This window comes from Streptomyces sp. NPDC014882 (assembly GCF_043081325.1).
Classification (GTDB): Bacteria; Actinomycetota; Actinomycetes; order Streptomycetales; family Streptomycetaceae; genus Streptomyces.
On sequence record NZ_JBIBWL010000002.1, the window covers coordinates 46,891 to 73,258 of the forward strand.

The window sequence follows — 26,368 nt, forward strand, 5'->3', positions numbered from 1 at the left end:
TCCGGAGGGAGGCGGAGATGGCCACCCACCTCACGCACTCGGGGACCCGCCGACGGATCAGGCTGGACGACCACCTGCCCGTCGACCACCGTCTCAACATGGTCTACCGGATCGGCGCCGGTCTGATGGGCGTCGGACTGGTGGTCTTCGGGATCTTCGGGATCATCGACCGGATCGGCTTCTTCGACACCGGCGGGGACACCGTCTGGAGCCTGAACACCAACGGCGCGCTCAGCTGGCTGTCGGTCGCCGTCGGTCTGCTGCTCCTGGTCGGGATGGTGATCGGCGGGAACTTCGCCTCCACGCTGAACATGACGCTCGGCGTGCTCTTCGTGGCCAGCGGCTTCCTGAACATGGGGCTGCTGGAGACGGACTACAACTTCCTGGCGTTCCAGATCCAGAACTGCATGCTCAGCTTCGTGATCGGCATCCTGCTGCTGGTGTTCGGGATGTACGGCAGGGTCGGCTCGGCCCTGCCGCACGACAACCCGTACTGGCGGTCCCGCCACCCCGACATGGCGGAGGACCGGGACCGTCATCAGGAGCGGCGGGAGCAGTTCCCGGCGGAGCACCCGCAGGCGCGCCGCATCACGTCCCGGGAGGCGGCCCGTGAGGCCTTCGGGGACGGCTCCCGGTCCGGTCAGGACCCGCCGGGGCCCTGACCGGGGACGCGTGCCCGTCAGGTGCGGTAGGCGTAGTACGCGGCGGTCGGGTACGACGCGACGACGCTCGCCACCGACCTGCTGTAGGTGTTGGTCGAGTGGTAGGTCACGTACGGCACGCCCCGGCTGCGGGACGTGACGATCATGGTGTGGTCCTTGGAGCCGTCCTTGTCGAAGTCGACCTGGAGGACGTCGCCGACGTCCAGCTGGTAGACGTTCGCCAGGGGGGTCGTCCGCTGGGAGTTCTGGGCGAACCAGGACCACTCGTTGACGCCGACGAACGAGTGCGACTGGATGTCGGCGTTGCCGAACCACCTGGTGTAGTCGTACACGTAGCCCGGGACGTGCTTCCAGCCGCCGGCCTTCAGGGCCTGGCTGACGAAGTTGGTGCAGTCGCCGCCCGCGCCCTGCCCGTTGTAGTTCGGGTAGGCGGGGTTGTAGTTCGACCAGTACTGCTTGGCGTAGGCGGCCATGGCCTGGTAGTCGAGGCCGCTGGCGGTGAAGTTCTTCGCGTTCGCCGGGCCGGGGTACGAGGTCGACGCCTTGGGGGCCGACGGCGTGGTGCTGCCGGTGGTGGCCACCATCGGCGCGACGGACGGCTTGGCGGTCTGGTTCACCGCGAGGCCCTCGTCGGTGTCGCGGATGCCGGTCAGCTGCCAGTCGCCGTGCCGGTCGGCGGTGAACGTCAGCTCGTGGTGGGCCTGGAACCCGGTGGCCTTCGGCTCGTCGCCGCGGACCTTCTCGTAGGTGAGGGTCGTGGTCTCGGTGACCGCGACCTTGGCCTTGCGGCCCTTCACGCTCGTGGCGTCCAGGGTGACGGTGGTGCTGCCCTTGCTGTACTTCTCGCCGAGCTGGGCGAGCCGCGCCTTGCGCCGGTCCAGCGAGGACAGCGCGGCGTCCTCGGCACGGTCCTGCTTCGACGACAGCTTGACGTCGCCGGAGAAGCCGTCGGTCAGCGGCTTCCCGCGCTTGTCCCGCTTGCCGTCGACCAGGGCTTCGGTGCGGTCGGTGAAGACCGCGTCGGCGAGGCGCTGGAAGGTGGCCTTGGTCCGGGCGTCCACCGTGGGGTCGTCGACGACCGCCGCGCCGGCGCTCCAGTTGGGCAGCAGGGCCACTCCCGCGACGACGGAGGTGGCGGCCGCCCCGAGTATCGCGGCGCGACGCCGCGTACGGCTCAATTTCCTTGACTTCACTGATGCTTCCCCTCTTGCCCCGGCGGCTGGATGCCGGGGTAGCGCATCTTTGCATGCCGTGTGTGGCTCGTGTGAAGAGGGGGGCGGCAGTCCGGGTCCGGGAGTTATGGGACCGTCACTGCGCCGTGCCGTCCCGTGTCGACCCGGTTGCCGGACGGTGTCCGGTCACTGGACGACGGTCGACCAGTCCGGCGACTGGGCGGGGTCGAGGGTGCGCAGCCGCTCCAGGGTGGCGGGCGTCTGCACGTCCATCCAGTCGGCCAGTTCCTTGAAGGACACGCACTTGACGTCCTTCTTCACGCACACGGTCTTGATGACCTCGTCGACGGCCTTCATGTAGATGCCGCCGTTCCACTCCTCGAAGTGGTTGCCGATGAACAGCGGGGCCCGGCTGCCGTAGTACACGCGGTTGAAGCCGGCCATGTAGGTGTCGAGGGTCTCCTGCTGCCACTGCGGGTACTTGGCCGGGTCGCCCTGGGTCTCGCCCTCGGACTGGTTGTAGAGGAAGTTGAAGTCCATGGACAGGCCCTGGTACTTGCCGCCCTCGTACGGGAGCATCTGGAGCGGGAAGTCCCAGATGCCGTTCTTCTTCGCGGGCCAGATCTGGAAGTCGCCGGCCGAGCTGGCGTCGTAGCGCCAGCCGTAGCTCTTGGCGGCCTTCAGCAGGTTGGCCTGGCCCTCCAGGCAGGGGGCGCGGCCGCCGACGACCTCCTTCTTGAAGTCGAAGGGCAGCGGGTCCATGTCGGTGTAGCCGGTGTTGGTCTTCCACTTCTCGGCGAAGCCGAAGAACTGGTCGATCTCGCTCTTCCACTCCTCGACGCTCCAGTCGCCGCCGCCCTTGGCGCCGCAGAAGTGGCCGTTGAAGTGGGTTCCTATCTCGTTGCCCTCCTCCCAGGCCTTGGCGAGGTCCTCCAGGGTGGTGCGGACGTGCTCGTCGGTGGGGAAGCTGATCGCCGCGGAGCCCTTGGGGTGCTGCGGCGGGCTGTAGAGGCCGGCCTTGCTCTTGGGCAGCAGGTAGATGCCCGTGAGGAAGAACGTCATGTGCGCGTCGTACTCGCGCGCCATCTCCCGGTAGTGGGTGAACAGCCCGTCGTCGCCGGCCAGGGCGCCGTCCCAGGAGAAGACGACGAACTGGGGCGGTTTCTCACCGGGCTTGAGCGGTACGGGCTCGATGCCGCCCTTCTGCGGGCCGGTGTACGAGGTGGAGCCGTCCCCGAGGACCTTGGTCCTGCCGTCCCACTCCGGCTCCTCGCCCGGTGACGCCGTCGCCTTGCCCCCCTTGCCGGCGGAGGCGGTCGGCGCGGTGTTGTCCGTGCGGCTGAGCACCAGGTAGCCCGCCACCAGCGAGGTGATGACGAGGAAGGCCGCCAGGGTCAGGAAGCCCGGATGGGCGGCGGCGGGGCGGTTGGCTGCCCGGGCCTTGCGGCGGCGGCCCGACGGTGGCGTCATGTGCGGCTCATTCTCGAGGGGTTCGGGGGCGGCGGTGCGGCCCGGGGTCAGCGGAGCGGGCTCATGGCTCTGGACCAGATGCCGTAGGGGACGCTGTCGTCCGCCGGGCCGTCGATGCCGTTCAGCGGCAGCGGTTCGAGACTCTTCGCCAGGTTGATGCGGTAGACGACGACCGCGGTGGAGACGGCCTTGTGGGTGCCGACGTACCAGGCGGCCTTGTCGTCCTGGGTGGTCCCGGCCTTCCCGGCCACCTGGACGCCCTCGGGTGCCGCGCCGGGGTGGGCGGTGCGGAAGCCGTCGGTGAGGGCGGAGGTGACCTCCTCGGCCGTGTCGGCGCCGATCGCGCGGGCCGGCTTCGGGAGGGCCAGCGGGACCTTGGTGCCGTTGTGGGTGACCTGCCGCACGGAGTACGGATCGGTGTGCTTGCCGGCCGCGGCGAAGGTGGAGTAGCCGCTGGCCATGCGGATCGCGCTGGGGGTGGAGCTGCCCTGGGACAGGGCGGGCACCTGTGCGCCGAGGCTGGAGGGGAGCAGTCCGGCCGCCTCCGCGGTGTCGCGCACCTTGTCCAGGCCGGTGTCCATGCCGAGCTGCATGAAGGGCGTGTTCACCGACAGGGCCAGCGCCCGGTGCAGGGAGATCTGCCCGTAGGACCTGTCGCCCTCGTTGCTGGCGGCGACCTTCTTGCCGCTGCGGTCCCAGTACGGCCCCTCCGGCGTGGTCACCGGCACGTCGTCGTCGCCGTCGTAGACGGACTCCGCGGTGACCTGGGTGGTCTCGCCGTCCCGCGTCTTGTGGACGCCGTGCTCCAGGCCGGCGGCGTAGACGAAGGGCAGGAAGGCGGAGCCGGCCGGGACGGTGGTGGCGTTGGACTCGTTGTAGCCCTGGGTGCGGTGGTCGGGGCCGCCGTAGACGGCGAGGATCCGTCCGTCGGCGGCCACCGAGGCGGCGCCGTAGTGGGCGGTCCTCGCGTTCTTCGGGTCGTCCTTCAGGGCCTTCGCGCGGGCCTTGGTGACGGCGTCCGTGAGCTGGGCCTCGCGGTCCTTCTCGAAGGTCGTGTAGATCTGGTAGCCGCCCAGGTCGAAGTCCTTGTCGCCGATCTTCGCGGACTTCTTGGCGTACTGGGAGGCGAGCTCGACGAGGTAGTCGCTCTGTTCACCGGTGTCGTACAGCGGATTGCTCTTGAGCGGCTCGGGGAACTTCGTGTACGTGGCCCGCTCGGACCGGGAGAGCTTGCCGATGGAGACCATCCGGTCCAGGGTCCACGTCCAGCGCTCGACGGCACGGGCGCGGTTGGCGCCGCTCAGGGTGGGGTCGTAGAGCCCGGCGCCCTTGAGCAGGGCGGCGAGGAAGGCCGCCTCGCTGGCGTTCAGCTCGCTGACGTCCTTGCCGTAGTAGGCCTGGGCGGCGCGCTGGATGCCGTAGGTGCCGCGGCCGAACCAGCTGGTGTTGAGGTAGCCCTCGAGGATGTCGTCCTTGCTCATCTGGTTGTCGAGCTTGAGGGCGATCATCGCCTCGGTGAACTTGCGCCGGACCGTCTGGTCCTGGTTGAGGTAGACGTTCTTGACGTACTGCTGGGTGATCGTGGAGCCGCCCTGGGTGTCGCCCTGGCCGAAGGTGCGGAAGACGGCGCGGCTGATGCCCTTGAAGGAGATGCCGGGGTCGCTGTAGAAGCTCTCGTTCTCGGCGGCGAGGACCGCCCAGCGGACGTCCTCGGGGATGTCCTTCAGCGGCATCGCCTGCCGCTGCACCCAGCCGGTGCGGGCCATGGGGGTCCCGTCGGCCCAGAAGTACACGTTGTCCTGCTGGGTGGCGTAGGTGTTGAGGTTGTCCGGGACGTCGGTGGCGGCGTAGGCGACGACCAGGAAGAGGGTGCTCAGGCCCAGGGAGGCGAGGACGCCTCCGAGCGACTGCCGCCAGGAGGGGATCCAGCGGCGCCAGCCGGTGCGGCCGGGCCGCGGGTACTGCGGGCGCATCCGGCGCGCGTACGGCGCGAGGAAGGCCGCGAGCCGCGTCGCGTGGGGGGCGAGGAAGGCGACGAGGGGGGCCAGCCGGGGGCCGGCGGCGGCGGCGAGGCGGGAACGCACGGAGGGGCGGGGGGCCTTCCTGCCCTTCCGCCTCTCTCCGGGTATGGAGGACTCCCCGGACGGGCCGGGTGTGTCCGGCCCCTCCGCGCTGCCCGGTATGCCTTCCGGGGGCACCCGCAGCTGCATGGTCTCGTCCGCCTTGAAAGAGGCGGGGACCTTCAGCTGCATGGTGGCGTCGGCCGGCTCCCGGGGCTCCTCCCCCTGCCCCGCCTGGGTCACGATGTCTCCCTCCGCACTAGGTGTTGCTCGCGTAGGCAGACGTACAGACGTACGAGGGTCTGGCATGGTTGCCGTCGCGGCGGCAGCAAGCCCTGATTCCCCCAACCTCGCGGTTCATCGCGGCGCCCTCAAATTACCAGCGCCCTTCGCAAGTTCTCCACATAGGAAATCGACAGAAGTGAACGCCGTCGAAACAGTGGGATCCGGTTCCGCCCATAGAGGGATTAACCTGTCCGCATGCCTCGCTACGAGTACCGCTGCCGGACCTGCGGCGACACCTTCGAACTGAGCCGCCCCATGGCGGAGTCCGCCGCGCCCGCCGACTGCCCCGCCGGCCACGACGACACGGTCAAGCTGCTGTCCACCGTAGCCGTCGGCGGCACGGTCTCCGCCCCCGCGCCCCGGGCGGGCGGCGGGGGCGGCGGGGGCGGCTGCTGCGGCGGGGGCTGCTGCGGCTGACCCGTGGGGCCCGTCGTCCGGATCACGCCACGGACGAGGGGGGAGTCCGGCACGGCCTCCCCCGGAGGGGCCTCCGGCGTCGCCGTCGGTCGCCGGTTCCCCCGCGCGCGGCCGCGCGCGGGGGAGATCCATCGCGTCGACGCCCTCCCCGACGTGCGGCAGCGCGCGCCGGCCCCCGCTCACCGGCGCCGAGAAGCCCGCCGCCGTGCGACCCGGTCCGGACGCCGGGCCCTACTTCTGGCGGGCGCCCTTCAGGAACTCGCGCAGGATCCGTTCCCCCGCCAGTACCCCGCGCTCGGGCAGCGCCGTGACCTGCGGTGCCGTCCAGGCCGCCTCGTGCAGCTCGCCGTGGCCGGGGCGCCAGCCCCGGTCCGACACCAGCAGCAGGTCGGCGTCGAGCAGGGAGTCGCCGGCCGTCAGCGTCAGCTCGGCGCCGGTGCGCCGGGCCACCTCGCGCACGGCCGCGCTCTTGGTCAGCGGCTTGGGCACGGCGTAGATCTTGCGGCCCTGGAGCGACACGGTCCAGCCGCGCTCCTCCGCCCAGACCGCCAGCTCCTTCACCCACTCCTCGGGCAGCAGCTCGCGCTCCACCACCAGGTAGGCGAACAGGTCCTCGGCGATGCGCTCCTTGCGCAGCCAGAGCGGGTCGGCGAAGGCCGCGAGGTGCGCCTGCACCTCCGCGAGCGGCGCGCACTCGTCGGCCAGCCGCGCGTTCACCACGGCCTGCCAGTCCGGGTCGGACACCCCGTCGACCAGCAGGTGCCCGCCGTTCGCGCAGATCGCGTAGGCCGGCGGCGGACCCGGCAGGCTGATGCGCTGGTACTGCTTGCGGGTCCGGGTGGTCGTCGGCACGAACACCGCCGCGTCCCCGAGATCGGTCAGCAGCCGCGCCGCCGTCTCCGTCATGTAGGACAGCGGACGGCTCTCGTGGACCTCCACGCACAGCAGCCGGGGGGCCCGCGCGTCCGGCATGGTCAGCGCGAGGGCCGCCGCGGAGTAGATGAGCGTACGGTCGAGGTCGCTCGCCACCAGCACGGGCATCAGAGGGTCACCGCCTTGCCGTCGGCACCGGTCGCGCCGCGCGTGTACTGCGGGTGGATCAGCCCCACGCAGGTGTACGGCAGCTCGCCGACCTCCTCCACCGGGACCCCGCGCTGGCCGGCGAGGAGCCGGACGTGGTCCAGGTCGGCGCCCGCCCCGGCCCGCGCCAGGATCTTCCACGGCACCCGGCGCAGCAGCACCCGGGTGGTCTCGCCGACGCCCGGCTTGACCAGGTTCACGTCGTGGATGCCGTACTCCTCGCTGATGCGCTCGACCGCGGCCCAGCCCTCCCAGGTCGGCGCGCGGTCGGCGGCCAGCAGCTCCTTCACCGTCGCGTCCACGGCGTCCGCGACCTCCGGGAAGCGGGCCGAGACGGCGTCCAGGAAGGCGCCCGACACGTCCGCGCCGGCCAGCTCGCGGTAGAACTTCGCGCCGTGGAAGTCGTCCGGGCCGACCAGGTCGGCGCGCAGCACGGTCCGCGATATCAGGCCCGAGACGGTGGAGTTGAGGCAGGCGGACGGGATCAGGAAGTCCTCCCGGGTGCCGTACGTGCGCACGCAGGCGCCCGGGTCGGCCAGCACCGCGATCTCCGGGTCGAAGCCGGCCGCGCCGCCCGCCGCCTCGAACTCCTCGATCGCCGCGGCCAGTTCGCGGGTGATGGCGCCCTTGCCGGTCCAGCCGTCGACGAAGACGACGTCCGCCGGGTCGTGGTGCCGGGCCAGCCAGCGCAGCGCGTTGGCGTCGATGCCCCGGCCGCGGACGATGGAGACCGCGTAGTGCGGCAGCTCCAGGCCGTGCCGGTGCTGCGCCCAGCGGCGCATCAGCACGCCCACCGGGGTGCCGGCGCGGGCCAGGGAGACGAGCACCGGGCGGGGGGAGCGCTCGGCGATCACCAGTTCCGTGACCGCGCCGACCGCCTGCGCCAGCCGGGCCGCGGACTCCTCCAGGGCCGTGTGGAACAGCGCCTGGTACTGCTCGCTGGGCTGGTACTCCACCGGCAGCGACTCCGCGTAGTGCGCGCCGCCGCTCTGGATGGCCTCCTCGCGCTCCTCCGTCGGCGCCTCCAGCGTCACGTCGGAGAGGTCCTGGAGCAGCCAGCCGACCTCCTCCGGCGCGTACGAGGAGAAGGCGGGACCGCGAAGGGGGTCGGGCAGCATGGCGGACCTTTCGGGTACGTACAGCGGCTCGGGGACGTGGCTGGGCACGACCGCGAGGACGACGTGCGGGGTGTGCGCGGCGAGCCGGTCGAGGAGGCCGCCGGGGGCGTGCAGCGCCGGGGTGTCGGCGACGGAGTCGACGACGGCGACCACGGCGTCGAAGCCGGCGCCCGCGACGTTGTAGGCGTAGCGCTCGCCGGGGCCGTCGGCCGGATCGTCGTGCGCGGGGAAGACGATCCGGCTGCGTATCGCGTAGCCGGGGTCGTCGACCGCGAGGACGGGTGAGCGGGTGGTGGTGGAGAAGCGCACCTCGGCGGCCGTGACCTGCTCCAGCTCGCGGGCCAGCCGCAGCGGCGCGTACATCAGCTCCTCGAAGCCGAGGACGTGCACGCGGCGTGCGCCCTCGGGGAGGGCCTCGGCGAGCCGGGCCGCCATCGCGGGCAGGGCGGCCTCGAGGCGGGCGCGGTGCCGCGGGGTGAAGCCGTGGCGGCCGCCGTCGGGGAGGCCGCGGGGCCAGCGCAGATCGACGCGGTCGATCCGCGGGGCGGGCGCGGGCCGTCCGTCCGGGTGCCCGCCGGCGGGGGCGGGTCCCCCGTCCCCGGCCGGTCCGCGCGCGTCACCGCCCGGCGTCCGCGCCGCGTCCGCCTCGTGGCGCGCGACCAGTTCCCGGCCCTTCTCCAGCACCCCGGGCGGGAGCCGGACCGTGCCCGAGGCCGCCGCCACCAGGTCGACGCGGGCGCCGATCTCGCGGGCGAAGGCCTCCAGGCGCCCCGCGTCGGCCGGGGAGCGCATGTCGACGAGGGCGACGACGACGTACCGGCGGCGGGGGTAGCGCTCGTGCAGGTCGCGGATGGTGTTCAGGACGGTGTTGCCGGTGGAGAACTCGTCGTCGACGAGGACCAGCGGGCCGTCGCCGACCAGGAGCGCCGGGTCCTCCGGCAGCAGCAGGTGGGAGGTGGCGTGGGAGTGGGACTCCTCGAAGCCGCCCGCCGGGACGACGCCGGGGACGGGGCGCCGGGTGGAGTGCAGGTAGGGCGCCGCGCCGACGCCGTCGGCGACGGAGTGCCCGAGGCCGGTGGCCGTCTCCGCGTACCCGAGGACGACGGCGTCGGCGGCCTCCTCGCCGAGCAGTTCCGCCACCCGGCGGCCCAGGGCGAGGCCGTGGCCGTACACCACGGACGGCGACTGGGGGACGTGCTTGCCCAGCACGTGGGAGACGAGCAGGTGGGCCCGCTTGGGGTTGCGGCGCAGGGCCAGCCCCAGCAGGTCGGTCAGCCCGTCGTCGCCCACGAGGTGGACGCCCAGCCGCTCGGCGACCCAGCTCCCGGACCAGACCCCGTTGTTCACTGCGTTGTTCATGCGTCCCTATGTCGTGAGGAGGTGGGGCGGGTTCAGCCGGGTATGCCCGCGGCGAGCAGGTCGACGAAGCTGACGTCCTCGTGCGCGACGCCGAAGACCTCGGCGCGCAGCATCGTCCGCTCGGCCCAGGCCCGGTGCGGCTTCACCTCGTTCATCTTGTTCGTGTACGCCGACCTCATCACGCCCCCGCCGCCGCGCTCCGGCCGCAGGATGTCGGCCGCGTCGCTGTACTCCTCGTGGCTGACCACGGACAGCGCGTGCACGGCCGGCACGTGCGAGGGGTGGATGCAGGTCTTGCCCAGCAGACCGTTGGCCTGGTCGAGGGAGATCTCGCGCAGCAGTCCGTCCATCGCGTGTTCGATCAGTTTCTCACGCAGCTCGACGGCCTGTCCCTCCAGGAAGGGGCTGTGCCGCAGCATCGGCTTGAACATGCGCTCGGGGACACGGAAGTACTCCCACACCGGCCCGGTCACGGTGAACCCGGTGCCGTCCGCCCGCCCCAGCATGTTCACCACGTCGGCGATGACGGAGGCGACGATCTGGACGTCGTAGGCGGTCATGTCGGGCGCCCGGCGCAGGCCGTAGGAGGAGCAGAAGTCGGTGACGCCGAGGCGCAGCGCGAGGACGCGGCCGCGGTACTTCTCGACGGCGCGGGCGATGCCCTCCAGGGCCTCCACCCGCGACTCGCGGTACATCAGCTCGGGTGTCTCCAGGACGGGCATGCCGAACAGCCGCCGGCCGCCGGCCTGTTCGGCGGCGGCCAGGGCCTCCAGGAAGGGGATGCCGCGTTCCTCGGTGAACTTCGGGAACACGAAGCCGCTGAGCAGCCGGACGGCCGGGCCGAGGCGCCGGACCAGGTCCGGGATCTGCTCGGGGGTGCGGACGCGGATGAACAGCAGCGGCGGCTCCACGCCGGGGCGGGCGGCGAGGTCGGTGAACTGGCGGACGAGGTTCTCCTCGCCTTCGGCGACGTCCTCGTCGCCGATGGAGTCCTCCAGGCAGAGCACCATGGACACCACGCCGCGCCCGGTCTGCTTCAGGATGTCCTCGGCCAGCCGGGGCCGGGTGGCCGGGCTGTAGAGCGTGGCCCCGAGGGCGGCGGACAGCGTCCGGGCCGGCGAGTCCGCGTCGAACGCGCACGGCTCCCGGTAGAACAGGCGCTGCCGAACCTCAGGCGCAAGGTGCCCGAAATGGCGCATATTTCTCCCCCGTGGTGCAGGTGGACCGTGTGGATTCGGCAAGAGGTGGCCGGTAATAGTACGTAGAGACCCGTGTCCTGGGTTCCCACCGGTCATGAATTCCAGGTAACGCAGAGCGGCACAACCCGGCACGACCCGGCTTCTTCCGCCGCGGACCACCGGTCGCCGTGTACCCGCATTGTCGTGAGCAGAACCGAGAGGGCAGGATGAGCGCATGACGCACGCGATGCTGAAAGGGTCGAACATCCCGCTGAAGACCACCACGGTGCGGGCCGTGCTGCGCTGGACACCCGGGCAGGGGGTCCCGGACGTCGACGCCTCCGCGCTGCTCCTCGGCCCCGAGGGTCGTGTGCGATCCGACGAGGACTTCGTCTTCTACAACCAGCCCCGGCACCCCTCCGGGAAGGTCTGGCGGCTCGGCAAGAAACACGGCGCCGAGGGCCTGACCGACACGATCCAGACGGACCTGGCCGGTGTCGAGTCCGCCGTCAGCCAGATTCTGCTGGTCGCTTCGGCGGACGGGGTCACCTTCGACCGCGTACGGTCCCTCAGCATCCTGCTGTACGACGCGGCCGTCGAGGGCGAGCCGCTGGCCACCTTCGACATCCGCCCCGAGACCGGCAAGGAGACCGCGCTGATCTGCGGCGAGCTGTACCGCCGCGGGGAGGGCTGGAAGTTCCGGGCGCTCGGCGAGGGCTACTCCAACGGCCTCAAGGGCCTCGCGACGGACTTCGGCATCTCCGTGGACGAGTCGGAGGAGGCCGCCGCGGACGCCGAGGCGGGCGCCACGGCCGGCGTCTCCCAGCCGCTGCCGCCCGAGCAGCCCACGACGGGCGTCCCGCAGCAGCCCGCCGCGGCCTACGGCTACCCGGCCTCCCTGCCGACGTACGGCTACGGCTATCCGGACGCCCAGCCGGCCGGGGCGGCCCCCGCCGGGGAGTTCCGGATGCCGCCGCAGGGCCCGCAGTTCATCGGGCGGTGAGGGCGGCGCGGACGGCGGGCGCGGCGCGGGGACGCCCGTGACACGCCCGTCCGGAGCGTCCGGGACGTTCGGAGTGTCCGGGACGTTCGGAGTGTCCGCAGGTCAGCGTTCAGCCTTCGTCTTGTAGCCCCGCCCCCACTGCAGTCCCCACCCGTACAGCCGGTCCAGCTCGCCCTGGAAGCCGTACACGAACCTCACCTCGCGCCGGACCATCAGCTCCCCCTTCACGTTCTCGATCATCACCACCGCGCACGAGCGGGCCTGCGGGTGCCGCTCGTCGAGGCCTATCTCGATGCGCGGCCCGTTGCTCGGGTAGAGGGTGACGACCGCGTGCGTACGGTCGAAGGCCGGAGTCTGGTCGTAGATGTAGACGAACACCAGCAGCCGCTTGATGTCGTCCCGGTGGTCCAGGTTGACGTACATCGTCTCGCCGGACGCCGACCCGAACCGGTCGTCACCGCTGAGCTTCACGTACGGCGCCGCGTTGATCTCGCCGAGCAGGCCGCCGAGCGGCTGGACGACCCCCTTGGTCCCGTCCGCCAGCTCGTAAAGGCAGCCCAGGTCCAGGTCGACGTTGACCATGCTCTGGCTGTGTCCGATGACCTCCGGCGGGCGCAGCGCCTTGAGGGGGTGGCGCAGCAGGCTCTCCCGCGGGGAACCGCCGAAGTCCGAGGTGCGCATCCGCCAGGCCAGGTTGACGCGCAGGTGCCCGGTGGCGGCGCCCTGCTTGGTGAGCGAGACCTGGCTGTGCCGCTTGGTCAGCTCTATCGCGTTGCTCGCCGCGCTGCCCGAGTCGAAGTCGGCGGCCCGACCTGGTCGGAGTCCGTCGAAGAAGCCCATTACCGCCCCCAAGTTCCCTGCCCGAAAGTTCCCTGCCGGAAGAACGCCCGGCCGCACGCTCCCCCGGAGACGGCCGGCGGGGCGGCACCGAGGACTCGTCCTCGACGACCGCCCCGCTCAGAGCGTTCCTCACCGGGAAGCTGATCACACTCCGGAGGTGACCCCGGTCTTCTCGTCGGAGCCCGCGTCTCCCCCTGCGGCCGCGAGTGCCTTGTTGCGGCGCACGGAGGACCAGAAGGACCAGGCGATCAGGATGACGCCGACGAGACCGGTGATGATCTCGTGGATCTGGTACTGGATGGTGACGAGGAGGAGCACGGCGAGGGCGCCGATGGCGTAGTGGGCGCCGTGCTCGAGGTAGACGTAGTCGTCCAGGGTGCCCTGGCGGACCAGGTAGACGGTCAGGGACCGGACGTACATGGCGCCGATGCCCAGGCCGAGGGCCATCAGGACGATGTCGTTGGTGATGGCGAAGGCGCCGATGACGCCGTCGAAGGAGAAGGAGGCGTCCAGGACCTCGAGGTAGAGGAACATGAAGAAGGCGGCCTGGCCGGCCAGCAGGACCGGGGACTTCTTCTTCCCGGTGCGCGCGGCCTCCTCCTCGGCCTCGTGCTCGCGTTCCTCCTCCTCCTCGAGCTTGTCCTCGAAGTAGCCGGAGAGCCCGCCGACGATCATGTAGGTGATCAGGCCGCCGATGCCGGAGAGCAGGACGGTCTCGGCCTTGTCGACGTGTGCGCCGCCGTGCTGGTGGGCGTGGGTGGCGAAGGTCAGGGCCGAGACCAGCAGGACGATCAGGGCGATGCAGACCGACAGCATGTCGACCTTGCCGAGCTTGGCCAGCGGGCGCTCCAGCCAGCCGAGCCACTTGATGTCGCGGTCCTCGAAGATGAAGTCGAGGAAGATCATGAGCAGGAACATGCCGCCGAAGGCCGCGATCGCGGGGTGCGCGTCGGTGACCAGTTCCTGGTAGCGGTCCTTGTCGGTCAGGGCCAGGTCGACGGCCTCGATCGGGCCCAGCTGGGCGCTGACCGCGACGATGACGACGGGGAAGACCAGCCGCATGCCGAAGACGGCGATCAGCACGCCGACGGTGAGGAAGATGCGCTGCCAGAAGGCGTTCATCTTCTTCAGGATCCCGGCGTTGACGACTGCGTTGTCGAAGGACAGCGAGATCTCGAGGACGGACAGGATCGCCACGACACCGAAAGCGGTCCACCCCCCGTAGAACACCGCTGCGACGAGGCCGAGCGCGGTGACCGCGAACGACCACCCGAAGGTTTTCAGAACCACTGGTTACCCAATCCTGTCTCTGGGCCCCGGTCCCCCCAAGCGAAACCTGGGGGTGGGTTTCCCCCGCGCCGTACGCGGCTTTACGAAACGTTGACTCCGAAGTCTAGAGCGATGCCCCGGAGGCCTGACGCGTACCCCTGGCCCACCGCACGGAACTTCCATTCGCCCTGGTACCGGTAGAGCTCGCCGAAGATCATGGCCGTTTCGGTGGAGGCGTCCTCGCTGAGGTCGTACCGCGCGAGCTCCTGGCCGTCGGCCTGGTTGACGACCCGGATGAAGGCGTTGGCGACCTGGCCGAAGGTCTGGCCGCGCTCGTCGGCCAGGTGGATGGAGACGGGGAAAATGATCTTGTCGCACTGGGCGGGCACCCTGCCGAGGTCGACGAGGAGCGACTCGTCGTCCCCGTCGCCCTCGCCGGTGAGGTTGTCCCCGGTGTGCTCCACGGAGCCGTCGGGGCTCGTGAGCTGGTTGTAGAAGACGAACCACTCGTCGCCCATGACCCGTCCACCGGTGCACAGCAGCGCGCTGGCGTCCAGGTCGAAGGGGGCTCCGGTGGTGGAGCGCGCGTCCCAGCCGAGGCCGACCATCACCTGAGTGAGGTTCGGCGCGACCTTGGACAGGGAGACGTTTCCTCCCTTGGCGAGCGTGACACCCATGTGCTGGTCCTCCCCTTGGTCGTGCTTCTTCGGTTGTCCTGCGCGTCCGGCGCCGCCCGTGAACGGTGCGGCGCCGGACGAAACCGTCAGGTCACGGGGGACGGCACCCCGGAGGGCTCGGCTCAGACGTTGACGCCGAAGTCCTGCGCGATGCCGCGCAGGCCCGAGGCGTAGCCCTGGCCGATGGCGCGGAACTTCCACTCCGCGCCGTGCCGGTACAGCTCGCCGAAGACCATGGCGGTCTCCGTGGAGGCGTCCTCGCTCAGGTCGTACCGCGCGATCTCCGCCTCGCCGGCCTGGTTGACGACGCGGATGAACGCGTTGCGCACCTGGCCGAAGGACTGCTGGCGGTTCTCGGCGTCGTAGATCGAGACCGGGAAGACGATCTTCTCGATCTCGGCCGGCACGGCCGCGAGGTCGACCTTGATCTGCTCGTCGTCGCCCTCGCCCTCACCGGTGATGTTGTCGCCGGTGTGCTCGACGGAGCCGTCGGGGCTCTTGAGGTTGTTGAAGAAGACGAAGTCGGCGTCGCTGCGGACCTTGCCGGAGTTGTTCAGCAGCAGTGCGCTGGCGTCCAGGTCGAAGTCCGTGCCGGTCGTGGTGCGCACGTCCCACCCCAGACCGACGATGACCGCGGTCAGGCCCGGGGCCTCCTTGGTCAGTGAAACGTTGCCGCCCTTGCTGAGGCTGACTCCCACGAGTCCTCCATTGGTGTCCGGGGGCGGGGAGCCCCTCGTGCGTCGGATATCGGATCAACGATTCGATCCTAGTGAGGGGTTCCCGCCCCCCGCAGGCCCTGGAGCCGAAGAATCACCCGGTGTCGGCCCCGGCCCGGCACCCGGTGCGGGGCGGGCGGGAGCGGCCGGGAGCGCCGGGAGTGCCGGGAGCGCCGGGATCAGAGCGCGTCGAGCGCCGAGACGTAGGCGCCGAGGTCGCGGGCGTCGGGCAGCGCGTTGACGACGGTCCAGCGCACGACGCCCTCCTTGTCGATGACGAAGGTGCCGCGCACCGCGCAGCCCTTGTCCTCGGCGAAGACCCCGTAGGCGCGGGAGACCTCGCCGTGCGGCCAGAAGTCGCTCAGCAGCGGGTACTCCAGGCCCTCCTGCTCGGCGAAGACGCGCAGGGTGTGGATGGAGTCGTTGGAGACGGCGAGCACCTGCGTGTCGCGCTCGGAGAACTTCGGCAGGTTGTCGCGCACCTCGCACAGTTCGCCGGTGCACACGCCGGTGAAGGCGAAGGGGTAGAAGAGCAGGACGACGTTCTTGCCGCCGCGGAAGTCGGACAGCCGCACGGAGCGGCCGTGGTTGTCCTTGAGCTCGAAGTCGGGGGCCTTGTCGCCGACCTGGATCGCCATCGTCGTGGAACCCTTTCTGGGCTTCGCCGGAACCGGTTGCGGCATTCGGGTGAGAAACCGCCCGGAACGCCGGGATCCACCCTACGCAGCGGCCGCCGCACACCCGTGGACGGGCCGATGGGAACCGGCCCGTCCACGGGTGTCGGAAGAGGGTCGTCGCGGATCTCCGCTACCCCGGCGAGGTCACTTCGGGAACGAGGTCACTTCTTGGACTTGGCGGCCTTGGGCGTCACCAGCCGGCTGCCGCTCCAGTCCTTGCCCACGCTGACGCTCTTGCTGGCCGACAGGCCCGCCGTCGTCGCGGCTTCGGAGATGTCGCTCGGTTCCACGTACCCCGTCCGGCCGGTCTTCGGCGTCAGGAGGAGGATCGAGCCGCCTTCTTCGATGTACGTGGTGGCGTCCACCAGCGCATCCGTCAGGTCGCCGTCATCGTCGCGGAACCAGAGCACCACGGCGTCGGCAACGTCGTCGTAGTCCTCGTCCACCAGGTCGCTGCCGATGACTTCCTCGATGGACTCGCGGAGCTCCTGGTCGACGTCGTCGTCGTAGCCGATCTCCTGGACCACCTGCTCGGGCTGGAACCCCAGCCTGACGGCAGGGCTCGTCCGCTCCTCCGCGTGGTCCGCGGTCGCGCTCACGGGTTGCCTCCTGATCATGTTTCGGGAATAACTCAGCCACGCGCGTGCGCGAAGCATTGGCCGTAGTCCACACGGGCGGGACGGATCGCGCAAGTACCCGGCGGTTCGGACCGCCGAAACGGTGACGATCCTGGCGGTGTCGCCGCAACTCCAGCCACGCGATCGGGACGATGGGTGACGTGCACCACACCTATGTGCCCCGTTTGCGTATTTGAGAACCCTCCAAGGGTACGAGACCGGGGCGGGTGCCGGTTACCCCGGGGTAGAGATGACGTTTGCGGCGCCTGGGTACACGATGGGGGCGACGAAGGCAACGGGAGGACGAACAGGACACCGGTCCTCCGGACGTCCTCCCGCGGCCCCACAGCCCCTCTGACAGGTAAGGACCAGCGTGGCTTCCGGATCCGATCGCAACCCGATCATCATTGGCGGCCTTCCGAGTCAGGTTCCTGACTTCGATCCCGAGGAAACCCAGGAGTGGCTCGACTCCCTCGACGCCGCGGTGGACGAGCGCGGCCGGGAACGGGCCCGCTACCTCATGCTGCGCCTGATCGAGCGGGCCCGCGAGAAGCGCGTGGCCGTGCCCGAGATGCGCAGCACGGACTACGTCAACACCATCCCGACGCGGGCCGAACCGTTCTTCCCGGGCAACGAGGAGATCGAGCGGAGGATCCTCAACGCGACCCGCTGGAACGCGGCCGTGATGGTCTCGCGCGCGCAGCGGCCGGGGATCGGCGTCGGGGGCCACATCGCCACGTTCGCCTCCTCGGCGTCGCTGTACGACGTGGGCTTCAACCACTTCTTCCGCGGCAAGGACGAGGGCGACGGCGGCGACCAGGTCTTCTTCCAGGGGCACGCCTCCCCCGGCATCTACGCGCGCGCGTACATGCTCGACCGGCTGAGCGAACAGAACCTCGACGCGTTCCGCCAGGAGAAGTCGAAGGCGCCGTACGGGCTGTCCTCGTACCCGCACCCGCGGCTGATGCCGGACTTCTGGGAGTTCCCGACCGTGTCGATGGGCCTCGGGCCGATCGGCGCGATCTACCAGGCGCGGATGAACCGCTACATGCACGCGCGCGGGATCGCCGACACGTCGAAGTCGCACGTGTGGGCCTTCCTCGGCGACGGCGAGATGGACGAGCCGGAGTCGCTCGGCCAGCTGACCATCGCCGCGCGCGAGGGCCTGGACAACCTGACCTTCGTCGTCAACTGCAACCTCCAGCGGCTCGACGGCCCGGTGCGCGGCAACGGCAAGGTCATCCAGGAGCTGGAGTCGGTCTTCCGGGGCGCCGGCTGGAACGTGATCAAGCTGATCTGGGACCGCAGCTGGGACCCGCTGCTCGCCCAGGACCGCGACGGCATCCTCGTCAACAAGATGAACACCACTCCGGACGGCCAGTTCCAGACCTACGCCACCGAGTCCGGCGCGTACATCCGCGACCACTTCTTCGGCGACGACCACCGACTGCGCGCGATGGTCGAGGGCATGACCGACGACCAGATCCTGCACCTGGGCCGCGGCGGGCACGACCACCGGAAGATCTACGCGGCGTTCAAGGCGGCCGTGGAGCACACCGGGCAGCCGACGGTCATCCTGGCGAAGACGGTCAAGGGCTGGACCCTCGGGCCCAACTTCGAGGGCCGCAACGCCACGCACCAGATGAAGAAGCTGACGGTCGACGACCTCAAGGGCTTCCGCGACCGGCTCCACCTGCCCATCTCCGACAAGGAGCTGGAGGGCGGCGCGCCGCCCTACTACCACCCGGGGCGCGACTCCGAGGAGATCCAGTACATGCACGACCGGCGCAAGGGGCTCGGCGGGTACGTCCCGACCCGCGTCGTGCGCGCCCGGCCGCTGGCGCTGCCCGAGGACAAGACGTACGCGTCGGTGAAGAAGGGCTCCGGTCAGCAGTCCATCGCCACGACCATGGCCTTCGTGCGGCTCCTCAAGGACCTCATGCGGGACAAGGAGCTGGGCAGGCGGTTCGTGCTGATCGCGCCGGACGAGTACCGCACCTTCGGCATGGACTCGTTCTTCCCGAGTGCGAAGATCTACAACCCGCTGGGCCAGCAGTACGAGTCGGTCGACCGCGAGCTGCTGCTCGCGTACAAGGAGTCGCCGACCGGTCAGATGCTGCACGACGGCATCTCCGAGGCGGGCTGCACGGCCTCGCTGATCGCGGCCGGCTCGGCGTACGCCACGCACGGCGAGCCGCTGATCCCGGTGTACGTCTTCTACTCGATGTTCGGTTTCCAGCGCACCGGCGACCAGTTCTGGCAGATGTCGGACCAGCTGGCGCGCGGTTTCGTGCTGGGCGCGACCGCCGGCCGCACGACGCTGACCGGTGAGGGGCTCCAGCACGCCGACGGGCACTCGCAGCTGCTCGCCTCGACGAACCCGGGCTGCGTGGCGTACGACCCGGCGTTCGGCTTCGAGATCGCGCACATCGTCCAGGACGGCCTGCGCCGGATGTACGGCCCGGACAGCGAGGACGTCTTCTACTACCTGACCGTCTACAACGAGCCGATCCGGCACCCGGCCGAACCGGAGGACGTGGACGTCGAGGGCATCCTCAAGGGCGTCCACCGCTTCAGCCGGGGCACCTCCGGGTCGGTCCCGGCGCAGATCCTCGCCTCCGGCGTGGCCGTCCCCTGGGCCGTGGAGGCGCAGCGGATCCTCGCCGAGGAGTGGGACGTGCGCGCCGACGTCTGGTCGGCGACCTCCTGGAACGAGCTGCGGCGCGAGGCCGTCGAGGTCGAGCGGCACAACCTGCTGCACCCGGAGGAGGAGCAGCGCGTGCCGTACGTGACACGCAAGCTGACCGGGGCGCAGGGGCCGTTCGTGGCCGTCTCCGACTGGATGCGGTCGGTGCCGGACCAGATCGCGCGCTGGGTGCCGGGGCGCTACCAGTCGCTGGGTGCGGACGGCTTCGGTTTCGCGGACACCCGCGGGGCCGCGCGCCGCTTCTTCCACATCGACGCGCAGTCGGTGGTGCTCGCGGTGCTGACCGAACTGGCCCAGGAGGGCAAGGTCGACCGGTCGGCGCTGAAGCAGGCCATCGACCGGTACCAGCTGCTGGACGTGGCCTCGGCCGACCCGGGGGCGGCGGGCGGCGACGCGTAGCCGCCGGCCCCGGCCGGACGGCTGACGGCCGGACGGCTGACGGCTGACGGCTGACGGCTGACGGCTGACGGCTGACGGCTGACGGCGAGAGTCGGGCGGCGAGGAGTCGGGCGGCGTGCACCGGACCGCGCAGGGCGGACGGTGGGGGCCGGACGGCGAGGGCGGCGGGCCTGAGGGTCCCGCCGCCCTTACTCGTTCTTTACGATGCGGGCATGGATCAGCAATCGGCGCGGGACCGGTGGGAGTGGCGGACGCAGCGGCCGCTGCTGGCGCTGGCCGTGGTGTTCGCCGTCGCCTACGCCGTGCCCATCGTGCACACCTCGGCCGGACCGTCGCTGCGGTCCGCGTGCACCTGGACGGAGTGGGGGGTGTGGGCGGCCTTCGCCGTCGACTACGCCGTCCGGCTGGCGCTGGCCGGGGAACGCCGCGCGTTCGTCCGTACGCACTGGCTGGATCTGTTCGCGGTCCTGCTGCCGCTGATCCAGCCGCTCAGGCTGCTGCGGCTGGTGTCGACCCTGCTGCTGGTGGGGCAGCGGGCCCGGATGGCCTCGCAGGTGCGGCTGACGACGTACGTCGCGGGTTCCGTGACGGGGCTGCTGATCTTCGGCTCGCTCGCGGTGCTGTCGGTCGAGCGGGAGTCCCCGGAAGGGAACATCCGGACGCTGGATGACGCCCTGTGGTGGGCGTTCACGACGATGACGACCGTGGGGTACGGGGACCACTCGCCGACCACGGGACTGGGGCGGATGATCGCCGTCGGGCTGATGCTGTCCGGGATCGCGCTGCTGGGTGTGGTCACCGCGAACATCGCCGCGTGGTTCATCGCGCGGTTCGAGAAGGACGACCGGGAGGAACGCGAGCACACGGAGGCGATCCGCATCCTCACGGACGAGGTGCGCGCCCTGCGGGCGGAGGTGGCGGCCCTGCGGTCCCGTCCGCCCGACCCGGTCGGCCGGCAGAGCCGGTCCGGCGTCTGAGGGCGGGGGCCGTAAGGGCTACAGGCGCCGAAAGGGAAGGTCCATGGGCTCGCGGAGTTCAGCGTGGCCCCGCGAGCGGAGCCGGGGCGGCGGGGCGGCGGGGGCGCCGACGCCCCCGCGGGTGCCCTCGCCTCACAGCAGGCCGTTGCCCGTCATCCCCGCGCCCGCCAGCCACGCCAGCGCGAGCAGCGTGTCGATCGCGCCGAGGACCACGGCGACCAGGGCCGGCACCGGGCGGGGGCCCGCCCAGCTGCGGCCCATGGCCAGCCAGCCGCAGACGATCGCCGCGGGACCGAGGACGATCCCGAGCGCGAAGAATCCGGCGACCGCGCAGACCAGGCCGATGATGCCGAGCGTCGCGCTGTCCGGCCCGGTCCGTGACCACGTCCGGCCACGTGAGCGGGGGTGCCTGCGCGTTCCGTTCCCAAAGCCCGCCATCGTCAACTCCCTTGTGCCTGGGGCTGCTTCGATGGTTCGGGTACCCCCCTGACGCCGGTTATGCAGGAGCCGGCGACGAGAGGGTGAGGGGGCTTGGGGGCACTGTCCCCCTCCGGCGGCGCGCCGCGCCCCTGCCCGCCCCCTCCTCCGCGGGGCTCGCCCCACCGCGCCCTGCGGCGCGCGCCGGAGGGCGCGGAACCCCGAGCGCCGTCCCCCGATGCGGGATCCCGCCGACGTCACGTCAGGGCCGGGGCGGCGCACCGGGGCAGGCGGCGGACCGGGTCCGGTCCGCCGCGGCAGGGCCGGGGTCCGTCAGATGTGACCGACCCCGGCACCCGCCTCCGCGTTCTCCCCCCGCTTGGTGAGCAGCGCGACGAACACGGCGACCGCCGCGACGCCGGCCGCGACGAGCGACGCGAGGCTCATCCCGGAGATGAAGGTGTCGTGGGCGACGTCCGTGATCTTCGCGGCGATCTCCGGCGGCGTGCCCTTCGTCACCGGCGCCACACCCACCTGGACCGCCTCGGAGGCCTGGCCCAGCTGCTCCGGGGGGAGGGCGGGCAGGCCGGCGCCGGTCCAGTTGCCGGCCAGGTCGCTGTCGACCTTGGAGGCCATGACGGCGCCGAGGACGGCCGTACCGAGGCTGCCGCCGATCTGCATGGCCGCCTGCTGGAGGCCGCCGGCGACCCCGGACAGCTCCATGGGGGCGTTGCCGACGATGACCTCGGTGGCGCCGACCATGACGGGGGCGAGGCCGAGGCCGAGCAGGGCGAACCAGACGGACATCGCCAGGCTGCCGGTCCCCTTCTCCAGGGTGGACATCCCGAACATGGCGACCGCCACGCAGACCATGCCGCCGGCCAGCGGGATGCGCGGACCGACCTTGGTGATCATCGCGCCCGCGAGCGGCGAACCGACGATCATCATCCCGGTGAGCGGGAGCAGGTGCAGGCCGGCGTCGATCGGGCTCATGCCGTGCACGTTCTGGAGGTAGAACGTCACGAAGAAGAGGCCGCCCATGAAGGCGATGGCCATCATGACCATGAGGACGACGCCGGCGGACAGCGGCACCGAGCGGAACAGGCCCAGCGGGATGAGTGGTTCCGGGACGAAGTTCTCCCAGACGGCGAAGCCCGCGAACAGCAGCGCGGAGACCCCGATGAACGCCCAGGTCAGACCGTCTCCCCAGCCCCACTCCGGGGCCTTGATGAGGGCCCACACGAGGCAGAACATCGCGCCGGAGAGCAGCGCGATGCCGAGGAGGTCGAAGGAGCGGGGGGCGTTCTCGGCACGGTGGTCGAGCAGCATCACCGCGCCCAGGGCGACGGCGAGGACGCCGACGGGCACGTTGATGAAGAACACCGACTGCCAGTTGACGTGCTCGACGAGGACACCGCCGAGGATCGGGCCGCCGGCGGTGGAGGCACCGATGACCATGCCCCAGATGCCGATGGCCATGTTGAGCTTCTCGGCCGGGAAGGTGGCGCGGAGCAGACCGAGCGCGGCCGGCATGAGCAGGGCGCCGAACAGGCCCTGCAGGACGCGGAAGGTGACGACGAGCGCGATGCTGTCGGACAGGCCGATCGCGCCGGAGGCGGCGGCGAAGCCGACGACGCCTATCAGGAACGTCTGGCGGTGGCCGAAGCGGTCACCGAGCTTGCCGGCGGTGATGAGGGAGACCGCGAGGGCGAGGAAGTAGGCGTTGGTGATCCACTGCACCTCGGCGAAGGTGGCGCCGAGGTCCTTGGCGATGGCCGGGTTGGCGATGGCCACGATCGTGCCGTCGAGGGCCACCATCATGACCCCGACGGCGACGGTGATGAGCGTGAACCACGGGTGGCCGCGCAGCCCCTCGGCCGGTGGCTGGTCCGACGGGGTGGAGGGCGATTTGTCCCCCGGTCCCGTCGCGTCGATGGTGGTCTGACTAGTCATGCGTTCGAGGCTAATGACAGCCACTGACAGATGACAAACTGATTCACAAGTCGGCAACTGACACGTCACCCGCCGCTCGCCCGCAGGGCGGCCGGCGGAAGGAGAGGGGCGCATGGGGACCACCGCGCCGCGGCCGGGGCTGCGGGAGATGAAGAAGCGCCGCACCCGGGACGACCTGCTGCGGGCGGCCGTCGGCCTGTTCACCTCGCAGGGGTACGAGCGGACGACCGTCGACGAGATCGCGGAGGCCGTGGACGTCTCGCAGCGCACCTTCTTCCGCCACTTCGCCGGCAAGGAAGAGGCCGCCCTCGCCCTGGAGGGCATCACGGTGGCGCGCTTCGTCGAGGGGGTGCGGGCCCGCCCGGCCCACGAGGCGCCGATGGAGGCCCTGCGGCAGGCCGTCCTGGAGGAGTGGAGCTCCCTCAGCGACGCCGTCGAGTCCGTCGTGCCCGTCGAGCTGTACCTGCGCATGCACCGGGTGATCGAGTCGACCCCGGCCCTGCTCGCCGCCCATCTGCGGCGCTCCGCGGAGACCGAGGAGGCGATCGCGCGGGTGCTCGCGGAACGGGAGGGGCTCGACGTGGACGCCGACCCGCGGCCACGGCTGGCGGTGGCCCTCTTCGGGGCGGTGATGCGGGTGACGGAACGGCAGTGGGCCACGAGCGGGGACTTCAGCCCGGAGGGGATGCGCGACCTGACGTCCCGCCACCTCGATCAGGTGGGACCGGCCCTGCTGGGAAGCTGGCGCGCCGGATCGTGACGTACGGTGTGCCGACGCGCGGCGGTGTCGGCGTGCGGCGGCGCGGCTGCTGCGGTGGCAGTGGCGGTGGTCCGACTGCGGCGACGGCGGCCCGCTGCGGGTGCGCGGCCTCGCGCGACGACCCGGCCCGGCCGTCGGACGGCACGGAACCCGAGGGGTGTCATGCCCATCGCCACCCCGGATGAAACGTGATCCGTGTCACTCATGCCGCCCGAGACCTTCTCGTTCTCCTAGTGTGTCCTCTCAGTGACTTCCTTCGACACCTCCCCGCAGCTGACGGCATGGCGCGCGCTGCTCGCGCTGGCCGTGGTGTTCGTGATGCTGACGACCACCGGCTGGACCGCCGTGCACCGGCACGGGGGGACCACCGCGCTCAAGACCTCGCTCACCGCATGGGAGCGCGGCCGGGTCGCCGGGCGGCAGCTGCCCGACCCGCAGGCGGCCCCGGCCCGGCTCTCGGCGTTCTTCGCCTCGCTCACCGCGGCCCAGCGCGCCGGGCTCGCCGAGCGCTACCCCCTCGCCGTCGGCAACATGAACGGCGCCCCCGCCGGGCTGCGCTACCGCGCCAACCGCATCGCGCTCCAGGAGCAGATCGGGGTCGAGCGGGCCCGGATGCGGGACGAGCGGCTCTCGCCCGCCGGGCAGTACGAGGCCGGGCGGCGCATGCACCGCTTCGAGTCGATGACCGACGCCGACCGCCAGATCCTCGCCTTCGACCCCGAGGGCAGCGGCCGGGTCGCCGAGGTGTTCGGCGACCTCGACCGCGCCGAACGCGTCTCCGTCGTCGTCCCCGGCGTGGACACGGCGCTGCTCACCTTCCAGCGCACCCACCGCAAGTACTCGGCACCCGCCGGCATGGCCGAGGCGCTGTACTCGGCCGAGCGCGAGGCGCGCCCCGCGACGCGGACCGCCGTCATCGCCTGGGCCGACTACACCTCGCCGGCCGGGCTCGGCATCGACTCGGCCACCGCGATGCGTGCCGAGCGCGGCGCCGTGCGGCTGAACGCCCTGGTGCGCGGACTGCCCGGCACCTCCCCCGTCTCCCTGTTCTGCCACAGCTACGGCTCCGTGGTGTGCGGGGTCGCCGCGCACACCCTGCCGGACCGGGTGGCCGACATCGCCGTCGCCGGCAGCCCCGGGATGCGGGTGGAGAACGCCGCACAGCTGGGCACCGGCGCCCGGGTGTGGGCGATGCGGGACCCCGACGACTGGGTGCAGGACGTGCCCTACCTGGAACTGGGCGGCCTGGGGCACGGCGAGGACCCGGTGGCCTCCGGGTTCGGCGCGCGGGTGCTGTCGGCCCGCGAGGCCGAGGGCCACGGGGGCTACTTCGTGCCCGGCACGGACAGCCTGCGCAACTTCGCGGACATCGGCGCCGGCGCCTACGACGCGGTGCGGTGCGCCGACGGGAACGACGCGTGCCGGGAGGACCTGTCCGGCGCGACGACGGCCTGACGCGCGCAGAGGCGCGGGAATCGCGGCGCGCACGGGCGGGGGACGAAGAAGCGGGTGCCGCATACGATGAGCCGCATGGGTGACGTACTGGCCGGATTTCATGCCGCCTGGGAGTTCGAGTCCGACTCCGTCCTCATCCGCTACGAACGGGGCATCCGCGCACCCAGGCTGTTCTCCGCGCTGGGCGAGCGCCGCATCCCGCTGGCGGCGGTCGGGGCGGTCGCGCTCGAACCGGGCAAGCGCGGGACGGTGGTGCTGCGCCTCACGCCGCGGCCCGGCGCCGACCCGCTGGCCGAGGCCGCGGCGGGGCAGCTGAAGGAGGCCTCGGACCCCTACCGGCTGGTGCTGCCCGCCGAGCGGGACGCGCTCGCGGAGTACTACGCCGACGAGCTGCGCGCGGGGCTGACGGAGTCCGGGCCGGCCGAGAGGTTCCTGGTGGCCGCGCCGGAGGTGCCGCTGTCGTTCAAGGCGTACGACGCGAAGGCGTCCTTCGACGGGCGGACCGTGCGGTTCCGCTGGTCCTGGACGGGCGCCTCGTCCACGAAGTGGAAGGCCGGCGACCAGAGTTTCGCGGTGTCCGGGCTGAGCGGGGTGGAGTGGCGCTCCCCCGAGGTCTTCGAGGGGTACCTGCGGCTGCTGCGGGCGCAGGACCCGCCGGCGCAGCCGGACCAGGACCCGGCCGCCGTGGTGTTCGGGCTGGGCTACGGCGCGGTGCACGAGTCGCTGCCGTTCGCGGCGGCCGTGCTGTCCGCGGTGCGTGGACGCGGGCCCACGCCCACGACCACGCCCGCGGTGGCGCTCCCGGGCCCGCGCCGCGGCCCGGCGGACGTGGCCGAGCGGATCCGTCACCTCGGCGAACTCCACCGGGCCGGGCTGGTCACCGACGAGGAGTTCTCCGCGAAGAAGGCGGAGCTGCTCGCGGAGCTGTAGCGGCCGCCCGACGGGAGCGGCGGACGCCCACCGGGAGCAGGCCCCCGCCAGGAGCGGGCTCCCGCCAGGAACGGCGGACGCCCACCAGGAGCGGGCTCCCGTCAGGAACGGCGGACGCCCGTCAGGAACAGGCGCCCGCCAGGAGCAGGACCCCGCCAGGAGCGGGCTCC

The 26,368-nt window shown here is 71.5% G+C and carries 22 protein-coding genes; 8 read left to right on the forward strand and 14 right to left on the reverse strand.

Annotated features, from left to right (window positions below; genetic code table 11):
* Positions 1-17 precede the first annotated feature (17 nt).
* Positions 18-662, forward strand: a complete 645-nt coding sequence (locus tag ACF09K_RS04880; protein ID WP_392241087.1) for a DUF4383 domain-containing protein — start codon at positions 18-20, stop codon at positions 660-662.
* Positions 663-679: 17 nt separating this feature from the next.
* Here ACF09K_RS04880 and ACF09K_RS04885 read toward each other — a convergent pair whose 3' ends face one another.
* From ACF09K_RS04885 to ACF09K_RS04895, 3 genes are all read right to left on the reverse strand, one after another.
* Complete coding sequence (locus tag ACF09K_RS04885; protein WP_392241088.1) at positions 680-1,840, reverse strand: amidase domain-containing protein; 1,161 nt, start codon at positions 1,838-1,840, stop codon at positions 680-682.
* A 180-nt stretch (positions 1,841-2,020) separates the two neighbouring features.
* Complete coding sequence (locus ACF09K_RS04890) at positions 2,021-3,304, reverse strand: hypothetical protein (RefSeq protein ID WP_392241089.1); 1,284 nt, start codon at positions 3,302-3,304, stop codon at positions 2,021-2,023.
* A 47-nt stretch (positions 3,305-3,351) separates the two neighbouring features.
* Positions 3,352-5,556, reverse strand: a complete 2,205-nt coding sequence (locus ACF09K_RS04895; RefSeq protein ID WP_392241627.1) for a transglycosylase domain-containing protein — start codon at positions 5,554-5,556, stop codon at positions 3,352-3,354.
* 288 nt (positions 5,557-5,844) lie between these two features.
* Between ACF09K_RS04895 and ACF09K_RS04900 the strand changes: the two genes are divergently transcribed.
* Positions 5,845-6,066, forward strand: coding sequence for a zinc ribbon domain-containing protein (locus tag ACF09K_RS04900; protein ID WP_392241090.1), 222 nt, complete (start codon positions 5,845-5,847; stop codon positions 6,064-6,066).
* Between the two features lie 231 nt (positions 6,067-6,297).
* Here ACF09K_RS04900 and ACF09K_RS04905 read toward each other — a convergent pair whose 3' ends face one another.
* From ACF09K_RS04905 to ACF09K_RS04915, 3 genes are read right to left on the reverse strand one after another with little or no spacing between them, the layout of a single operon-like run.
* Positions 6,298-7,107 (reverse strand): HAD family hydrolase, encoded by an 810-nt coding sequence (locus ACF09K_RS04905; RefSeq protein ID WP_392241091.1) that lies wholly within the window; start codon positions 7,105-7,107, stop codon positions 6,298-6,300.
* The gene (locus ACF09K_RS04910) at positions 7,107-9,623 is read right to left on the reverse strand and encodes a phosphoribosyltransferase (protein WP_392241092.1); all 2,517 of its coding nucleotides are present in this window, start codon (positions 9,621-9,623) and stop codon (positions 7,107-7,109) included. The genes ACF09K_RS04905 and ACF09K_RS04910 overlap by 1 nt, the downstream gene beginning before the upstream one ends.
* A gap of 32 nt (positions 9,624-9,655) precedes the next feature.
* On the reverse strand, positions 9,656-10,822 hold the full coding sequence (locus ACF09K_RS04915; RefSeq protein WP_392241093.1) for an HpcH/HpaI aldolase/citrate lyase family protein: 1,167 nt from the start codon (positions 10,820-10,822) through the stop codon (positions 9,656-9,658).
* 214 nt (positions 10,823-11,036) lie between these two features.
* On the opposite strand from ACF09K_RS04915, the gene ACF09K_RS04920 reads away from it, so the two are divergent.
* Positions 11,037-11,804, forward strand: a complete 768-nt coding sequence (locus tag ACF09K_RS04920) for a TerD family protein (protein WP_392241094.1) — start codon at positions 11,037-11,039, stop codon at positions 11,802-11,804.
* 102 nt (positions 11,805-11,906) lie between these two features.
* Here ACF09K_RS04920 and ACF09K_RS04925 read toward each other — a convergent pair whose 3' ends face one another.
* The 6 genes from ACF09K_RS04925 to ACF09K_RS04950 form a co-directional block, all read right to left on the reverse strand.
* A complete protein-coding gene (locus ACF09K_RS04925) occupies positions 11,907-12,644 on the reverse strand; it encodes a Tellurium resistance (RefSeq protein WP_392241095.1) in 738 nt (245 codons plus the stop codon).
* A gap of 144 nt (positions 12,645-12,788) precedes the next feature.
* Positions 12,789-13,934, reverse strand: coding sequence for a DUF475 domain-containing protein (locus ACF09K_RS04930; RefSeq protein WP_392241096.1), 1,146 nt, complete (start codon positions 13,932-13,934; stop codon positions 12,789-12,791).
* An 80-nt stretch (positions 13,935-14,014) separates the two neighbouring features.
* Entirely contained in the window at positions 14,015-14,590 is a 576-nt protein-coding gene (locus ACF09K_RS04935) for a TerD family protein (RefSeq protein ID WP_392241097.1), read from the reverse strand.
* Positions 14,591-14,712: 122 nt separating this feature from the next.
* Entirely contained in the window at positions 14,713-15,288 is a 576-nt protein-coding gene (locus ACF09K_RS04940) for a calcium homeostasis/redox stress adaptation protein (protein WP_392241098.1), read from the reverse strand.
* Positions 15,289-15,485: 197 nt separating this feature from the next.
* Positions 15,486-15,944 carry a peroxiredoxin gene (locus ACF09K_RS04945; RefSeq protein ID WP_392241099.1) on the reverse strand — a complete coding sequence of 153 codons (459 nt, stop codon included), beginning with the start codon at positions 15,942-15,944 and terminating at the stop codon, positions 15,486-15,488.
* Positions 15,945-16,144: 200 nt separating this feature from the next.
* On the reverse strand, positions 16,145-16,582 hold the full coding sequence (locus ACF09K_RS04950) for a DUF3052 domain-containing protein (protein WP_057583034.1): 438 nt from the start codon (positions 16,580-16,582) through the stop codon (positions 16,145-16,147).
* A 391-nt stretch (positions 16,583-16,973) separates the two neighbouring features.
* Between ACF09K_RS04950 and aceE the strand changes: the two genes are divergently transcribed.
* Complete coding sequence (gene aceE, locus ACF09K_RS04955; protein ID WP_392241100.1) at positions 16,974-19,706, forward strand: pyruvate dehydrogenase (acetyl-transferring), homodimeric type; 2,733 nt, start codon at positions 16,974-16,976, stop codon at positions 19,704-19,706.
* 212 nt (positions 19,707-19,918) lie between these two features.
* The gene (locus ACF09K_RS04960) at positions 19,919-20,683 is read left to right on the forward strand and encodes a potassium channel family protein (RefSeq protein WP_392241101.1); all 765 of its coding nucleotides are present in this window, start codon (positions 19,919-19,921) and stop codon (positions 20,681-20,683) included.
* A 132-nt stretch (positions 20,684-20,815) separates the two neighbouring features.
* Here ACF09K_RS04960 and ACF09K_RS04965 read toward each other — a convergent pair whose 3' ends face one another.
* Positions 20,816-21,121 carry a small hydrophobic protein gene (locus tag ACF09K_RS04965; RefSeq protein ID WP_392241102.1) on the reverse strand — a complete coding sequence of 102 codons (306 nt, stop codon included), beginning with the start codon at positions 21,119-21,121 and terminating at the stop codon, positions 20,816-20,818.
* 312 nt (positions 21,122-21,433) lie between these two features.
* Positions 21,434-23,053: an MFS transporter gene (locus ACF09K_RS04970; RefSeq protein WP_392241103.1), complete on the reverse strand. Its 1,620-nt coding sequence runs from the start codon at positions 23,051-23,053 to the stop codon at positions 21,434-21,436.
* A 112-nt stretch (positions 23,054-23,165) separates the two neighbouring features.
* Here ACF09K_RS04970 and ACF09K_RS04975 point away from each other — a divergent pair, with 112 nt between their 5' ends.
* The 3 genes from ACF09K_RS04975 (at position 23,166) to ACF09K_RS04985 (ending at position 26,198) form a co-directional block, all read left to right on the forward strand.
* Positions 23,166-23,813: a TetR/AcrR family transcriptional regulator gene (locus ACF09K_RS04975; protein WP_392241104.1), complete on the forward strand. Its 648-nt coding sequence runs from the start codon at positions 23,166-23,168 to the stop codon at positions 23,811-23,813.
* 246 nt (positions 23,814-24,059) lie between these two features.
* Positions 24,060-25,268, forward strand: coding sequence for an alpha/beta hydrolase (locus ACF09K_RS04980; RefSeq protein ID WP_392241105.1), 1,209 nt, complete (start codon positions 24,060-24,062; stop codon positions 25,266-25,268).
* A gap of 75 nt (positions 25,269-25,343) precedes the next feature.
* Positions 25,344-26,198, forward strand: coding sequence for a DUF4429 domain-containing protein (locus ACF09K_RS04985; protein ID WP_392241106.1), 855 nt, complete (start codon positions 25,344-25,346; stop codon positions 26,196-26,198).
* Positions 26,199-26,368: the final 170 nt, after the last annotated feature.